Below are 6,352 nucleotides of genomic sequence, written 5' to 3'. Positions count from 1 at the left end.
CTAAAACAAATCTTTCCTGATGAAAGTTTCGCTTCTCTTTGGTCCTACTGAAACTATATCTGCAGGTACCCCTGAAAGCTCTTCCATTTTTTCAACATAAAGTCTAGCATTTTCTGGAAGTTCTTCATAAGTTTTAGCCTTAACAACTTCTTCCATTGTCCAACCCTTCATCTCTATATAGATAGGCTTGCATCTTCCAAGTGTTTCAAGACTTGCAGGGAAATAATCTATTTCCTCTCCATCAAGATTATATGCAACACAGATTTTAAGTGTTTCTATATCTGAAAGAGTATCAAGCTTTGTAACAGCCATTGACGACAATCCGTTTATTTCGACAGAGTAGTTAAGCATTACCATGTCAAGCCATCCACATCTTCTAGGTCTTCCAGTAGTAGTACCGTACTCAAATCCCTTTTCTCTGATATCATCTCCCATTTCATCATGAAGCTCAGTAACGAAAGGTCCCATTCCTACTCTTGTAGTATAAGCCTTCACAACACCAAGCGCATTTTCAAGTCTATACGGATTAATTCCAGCTCCAACTGCTATACCGCAAGTTGTAGGATGTGAGGATGTAACATATGGATATGTTCCATAATCTATGTCAAGAAGTGTTCCCTGTGCTCCCTCGAAAAGAATCTTCGCATCATCTTTTATAGCCTGTCTCATAACTACATTTACATCTGTAATATATTTTGAAATTCTTTCCATGTGAACCATATAGTCTTTTACTATTTCATCTGCATCAAGTGCTGTTCCATCATAGTATTTTACTATAAGGTCGTTTTTTCTCATTATATTGTATCTAAGTTTCTCTTCAAAGTCTTTCTTATTAAGGTAGTCACACATTCTAATTCCGGATCTTTCAACCTTGTCTCTGTAGCATGGTCCTATTCCCTTAATTGTTGTTCCTATTTTATTCTTTCCTCTAGCTTCTTCTTCAAGTCTGTCTATTTCTATATGGTATGGGAAAATGATATGGGCTCTGTCTGAAATAACCAAATTGTCCGTTGAAACTCCAAGGTCGTTGAGATAATCCATCTCTTTACAAAGAGCTTTAGGATTAACAACCACACCATTTCCTATTACACATGGTTTTTCCTTGTATAGTATTCCTGAAGGTACAAGATGAAGTTTGTATTGTTGATCTCCAAGTTCTACAGTATGACCTGCGTTGTCCCCACCCTGGTATCTGACAACAAAATCAGCTTCCTTGGCAAGAAAATCAGTAATTTTACCTTTTCCTTCGTCTCCCCATTGTGCTCCCAATATAACTAGATTTGACATTTTTTCCTCCTTAAACACCCTTGAGTGTTTACTCTATCCTATTGATTTTTCTGCAATATACCTGCAGATAGATTATATATTAATAATCAAGAAATCCCATTGAAATAATCCAGGATATCCTTGAAACAATTTAAGCTTTTTAGGCTACTATATATTATCAGAATGTCTCTCCATAGTCAATCAAACTACGAATGTTTTTTGATTTATTTTCGTATTTGCTTGTTCCATACCAATTAATCGCATCTGTTACTAAAACAATAAGAACTTTATGAATACAAAGAGCCCTCTTGGCGAATTAAATTTATTATTTTCGCATTTAAGTTCGTGAATAACGCAGTGTTCGTTATTCCTTAAATATTTATAAAATCATTTAATTTATTTAAAAAACTATTTAACATATGTTGCAAATGTTTTCCCACCATGGAATTTATGATATCTTAGCACTATAGAATAACACAGGAGGTTGTTTATGGATTTTAATATTACAGCTTGGATAATGAATCCTTTCGTACTAATGTTTATTACAATTTTATCAGGAATGCTTTTTGGAAAACTACAATTCGGAAAATTCAGCTTTGGAATTTCAGGATGTCTTTTCACAGGACTTATAGCAGGATGGGGAGTACTCAAATACGCCAAAAACCTTGACGGTAACAAATATGCAACTGATATGATTATGTCAGGAGTAATACCTAAAAACTTTTTCTATCTATTCCTTGTACTCTTTGTTGCATCGGTAGGGCTTCTTGCATCAAAGGACATGGGTGTAGTACTCAAGAAATACGGAACAAAATTCATAATATTAGGAATACTAATAACATTTTTAGGAGCAGCTTCAACCTACGGAATGACCCTCATAAATTCAAAAGCAAGCCCTTATGAAATTTCCGGAGTTTATACAGGAGCACTTACAAGCTCACCTGGTCTTGCTGCAGCAATAGAAACAGCCACAGGACATGCTACAGACTGGAGCTCCGAATATGAATCACTCTCTCCAGAAGATAAGGAAAAATTCCTAAATATACTTAACCAGGAAGGTTTGACTTCCGAAAACACGCCAATCTTGACTGAAGCACAGAAAGACGCCTTCATCAACAATGCGGCTGCCGAAATAGGTGTAGGCCATGCAATAGGCTATCCAATAGGTGTAATAGTAGTAATAATAGTAGTTAACTTCTTCCCTAAGCTTTTCAATATAGATGTTGAAGATGAAAAGAAAAAATATAGAATTGAAATGGAACAAGCTAGAAGTGAGATAGGCGGAAAACAAATTGAAGAAGTATCTTTTGACCTTACAGCGTTTATACTTGCCTGTTTTGTTGGATTTACACTTGGCAAGGTGAAAATAAGTCTTGGCCCTTTGGGATTCCTTTCCCTTGGTGCAACGGGAGGCGTCCTCATAGGATCCCTCATTCTTGGACATATAGGAAAACTCGGACCTTTAAACTTCAGAATGAACAACAAGATACTTGGTACTGTAAGACAGATTTCCCTCGCATTCTTTCTTTCTGTAGTAGGACTTAGATATGGATTCAAAGTATTTGAATCACTGGCAGGAACTGGAGCATACCTAGCGCTAGTATCACTGATTGTATGCGTATTTTCAATGTTTATAGGCTTCGTCATCGGAAGATATGTCTTCAAAATCAACTGGACAATGCTGTCAGGAGCAATATGCGGTGGAATGACTTCTACTCCAGGACTTGGTGCAGCTGTTGATGCACTGGGAAGCGACGACCCCGCTACAGGATATGGTGCTACATACCCATTTGCGCTACTTGGAATGGTTGTCTTCACCATTGTGCTTCACAATTTGCCAATGTAGCTTCATACATAATACCCTCAATATCCCTAATATAATAGATTAATTAACAATGAAAAAGAGCCAGTTTGGCTCTTTTTCATTTGCTTCCTGCATTACTTTCAGTTATTCCTCAGAGTCACTGACCACTTCAAGGATTTCCTTGTTCTCTTCGATTATTGTCATCATTTCGTCAAGGATATCCCGTATTTCATCTTCGTCGCCATCCTCAACAGCTTCCTCGAGGCTCTCTCTGAGCTCTTTCAACTCTTCTCTGTTTTCTTCAATATCTTCGAACTCATCTGGATGCTCTTCCTTTAGCTCCTCGATTCTTGCCTGTCTTTCTTCTTTTGCCGCTTCTCTTTCCGCAGAGAGTTCCTCTCTTACCGCGCTTACTTCACCCTTGAAATCATCAAATTTCGCTTCCAGTCTGTCCGCCATACCAGGATGGTTTTCCCTCAGGTTGTCAAGTTTTCCTTCAAATTTTTCTTCGAACTTGCCTGCAAATTTATCCGTATTCTTTGATCCATATACGTGACCTTGATTGTTTCCAGCTTCAATTCCAATAATCCCCTTTACCAAATTACGATTTTTTTCTCTTATTCCTTTGAGATCTGCCAGCTGTTCCTGAATATCTTCCGTCAAGTTGAAAATCTTGTCCTTAAGAACCTCACGGTCTATACCCTTCCTCATCATGGTCCTTTCTGACCTATCAGGTTTTTCTACTTCAACATCGTCTGCAAGTGCAGATATTCCACCTCCAAAAACCATTAATCCTGCCATTCCAACAATCAACACTCTTTTTAATTTACTTTTCATTTGTATTTCTCCTTTTTCATTTGTCCTTATATACATATTAAACTCCATAACAGGAATAATTTTGTGATAAATGTGGAAAATATGTATAATATTCCATGATTAATGGAAAAATCTCCTTCATGAATATATAATTATAATATAAAGATAAAGGTAAGGGTGTTATGGATAAAAAACTCATATATATAGTTGACGACGAAAAGAATATAAGAGAACTCATAAGAGCATATCTTGTAAAGGCAGGATATGAAACCACAGTTTTCTCAAATGGAATATCAGTAATGGAAGAATTAAACAAAAGGATCCCTGACATGGTGATACTTGATATAATGATGCCTGGAATGGATGGTTATGAACTATGCAGGGAAATCAGAAAGAATCACGATATACCTCTCATAATGGTTTCGGCAAAGGACGAGGAATTTGACAGAATTCTAGGTCTCGAACTGGGAAGTGACGACTACCTGACAAAACCATTCAGCCCGAGGGAACTAACTGTAAGGGTGAAAAATATATTTAAAAGAATGAATGTCAACATCAAAACAGAAAAGAAGAAAAATCCAAACATAAATGTTAGGGACATCATCATAAAGACTGATGAAAGAGCCGTGTACAAAGGTGATATTCTAATAGATATCACCAGCAAGGAATTCGACTTGCTTCTCCTTCTCTGTAAAAACAAGAACCAGGCTTTCTCAAGAGATATCATTATAGACAAAATTTGGGGTTATGAATATATTGGAGACACGAGACCAGTAGATGATCTGGTTAAGCGTTTGAGAAAAAAACTCAAAATTTCCGAATCCACTCTTGAAATCAAATCAGTATGGGGCTTCGGATACAAGGTGATGGAATGAAAACAACAATCAAAAGTAAAATAATCAGAACAAACATATTGATAGTATTAATCGCCCTTCTACTATTTACAATGATAATGAATTTTTCAGTAAAACGTCTCCTTGAAAATGAAATAGCAAAGGACTTTGCTGGCGATCGAAAACAGCTTGTATCCATAGTGTTGAACAATATAGATAATTTGAAATCACTGGACAGAATGGAGACTAAAAGCATCATCAACTCTAAATCCATTGCAAACAGAACGCCTATCGACAGCAGTTTTGAAATCTATGTAAAATCAAATGGTGATTCCATAGTTTCATTGGGAAGCAATGATTTTTCAGGCAGCAATGCTGATGAAGATATAATAGCAAAAATTAAGGAAGAAAGCTATAATACCCTTTTCACATCAACTGCAAATGAAAGAACATATTATTTTACAATATCACCACTAGGTCAAAACCTTCGTAAAAAGGTAGGTTCCAGCACATGGATAGTACAATATCTACCTGCAACAACTGTGACCAATGCAACAAGAATAATTAGAAGAGTTTCCGCTCTGCTGCTATTCATTTTGACAATAATCACCGCCCTTTTGGGATACTTCAGGGGAAAGAGCATTGCTGATCCAATAAACATTATAAAATCAAGGGCAGAAGAAATCGCAAAACGAAACTATCTCAACAGAATATCAATAAATACGGGAGATGAAATCGAGGAACTTGCAAACTCCATGGAAGAAATGGCAGAACAGCTTGACAGCTATGACAAAAGCCAGAAACATTTTATACAAAACATAACCCACGAACTTAAGACTCCCCTTACATCAATACAGGGATATGCAGAAGGAATTAAGGACGGCGTCTTTGAAAACGAATCCGATTCTCTTGACATAATAATTGATGAAAGCAAAAGACTTAAAAACCTTGTGAATCAGATAATCTATCTTTCAAAGCTTGAATCCTTCAACGACTTCTATGAATACTCCTGGGAAAGCATGGAGACCTTAGTAAATACAACAGTGAACAAAGTCCAGGGATATGCAGTTAAAAATGATATCAATATTAATGTAGATATCAAGGACGACATAGATATTAAATGTGACAGGGACAAGGTAATGCAGGCTTTTTTGAACATTTTGTCCAATTCACTAAAATTCGCAAAATCCAACGTCTTCATTGAAGGACAAAAAGTAGAAGATAGCTATATAATAAAAATCTACGACGACGGAAAAGGCTTCTCAGACAAGGACCTTTTGAACGCCTTCGACAGGTTCTACAAAGGAGATAAGGGAGATACAGGTCTTGGACTAACTATAACTAAAACAATAATAAACAAGACGGGAGGCACCCTTTCAATAAGAAACCGTGAAGGTTACGGCGGTGAATATACAATTAAATTCTAATCTTAAAATTCAAGGTTAATTGTAAGCATAATAACAATAAATCTAGTTATTTGTAAATATTAACGTTCCTGGACAATAGACAAAAATGTTATAATGCATTATAAGTCATATGTAAAAGGAGTAGTGGTCTCATAGTGACCACCTAATATAAAATGATAAAAATAATGGCTGATTCCACCTGCGATTTGTCAGAGGAATTAATAAAA

At 36.2% G+C, this 6,352-nt stretch carries 5 protein-coding genes; 3 read left to right on the top strand and 2 right to left on the bottom strand.

Features of this window, described 5'->3' with window-relative positions:
- Entirely contained in the window at positions 1-1,287 is a 1,287-nt protein-coding gene (locus AC3AX0_RS05420) for an adenylosuccinate synthase (protein ID WP_487549289.1), read from the bottom strand.
- Positions 1,288-1,756: 469 nt separating this feature from the next.
- Here AC3AX0_RS05420 and AC3AX0_RS05415 point away from each other — a divergent pair, with 469 nt between their 5' ends.
- Complete coding sequence (locus tag AC3AX0_RS05415; protein WP_487549288.1) at positions 1,757-3,112, top strand: aspartate-alanine antiporter-like transporter; 1,356 nt, start codon at positions 1,757-1,759, stop codon at positions 3,110-3,112.
- Between the two features lie 102 nt (positions 3,113-3,214).
- Here AC3AX0_RS05415 and AC3AX0_RS05410 read toward each other — a convergent pair whose 3' ends face one another.
- Positions 3,215-3,907 carry a hypothetical protein gene (locus AC3AX0_RS05410; protein ID WP_487549287.1) on the bottom strand — a complete coding sequence of 231 codons (693 nt, stop codon included), beginning with the start codon at positions 3,905-3,907 and terminating at the stop codon, positions 3,215-3,217.
- Positions 3,908-4,068: 161 nt separating this feature from the next.
- On the opposite strand from AC3AX0_RS05410, the gene AC3AX0_RS05405 reads away from it, so the two are divergent.
- Together AC3AX0_RS05405 and AC3AX0_RS05400 are read left to right on the top strand one after the other, a co-directional pair.
- Positions 4,069-4,761 carry a response regulator transcription factor gene (locus AC3AX0_RS05405; RefSeq protein ID WP_487549286.1) on the top strand — a complete coding sequence of 231 codons (693 nt, stop codon included), beginning with the start codon at positions 4,069-4,071 and terminating at the stop codon, positions 4,759-4,761.
- Positions 4,758-6,146, top strand: coding sequence for a HAMP domain-containing sensor histidine kinase (locus tag AC3AX0_RS05400; RefSeq protein ID WP_487549285.1), 1,389 nt, complete (start codon positions 4,758-4,760; stop codon positions 6,144-6,146). Before AC3AX0_RS05405 ends, AC3AX0_RS05400 begins: the two co-directional genes overlap by 4 nt.
- Positions 6,147-6,352: the final 206 nt, after the last annotated feature.

The organism is Dethiosulfatibacter sp., from assembly GCF_983023055.1.
The sequence above is the reverse complement of the archived record's forward strand: the minus strand, read 5'-3'. Positions and strand labels throughout refer to the sequence as shown.

Bases quoted from the DNA above. Each gene is read 5' to 3' on its own strand.
- AC3AX0_RS05420 (WP_487549289.1), bottom strand. From the start codon at position 1,287: ATGTCAAATCTAGTTATATTGGGAGCACAATGGGGAGACGAAGGAAAA.
- AC3AX0_RS05415 (WP_487549288.1), top strand. From the start codon at position 1,757: ATGGATTTTAATATTACAGCTTGGATAATGAATCCTTTCGTACTAATG.
- AC3AX0_RS05410 (WP_487549287.1), bottom strand. From the start codon at position 3,907: ATGAAAAGTAAATTAAAAAGAGTGTTGATTGTTGGAATGGCAGGATTA.
- AC3AX0_RS05405 (WP_487549286.1), top strand. From the start codon at position 4,069: ATGGATAAAAAACTCATATATATAGTTGACGACGAAAAGAATATAAGA.
- AC3AX0_RS05400 (WP_487549285.1), top strand. From the start codon at position 4,758: ATGAAAACAACAATCAAAAGTAAAATAATCAGAACAAACATATTGATA.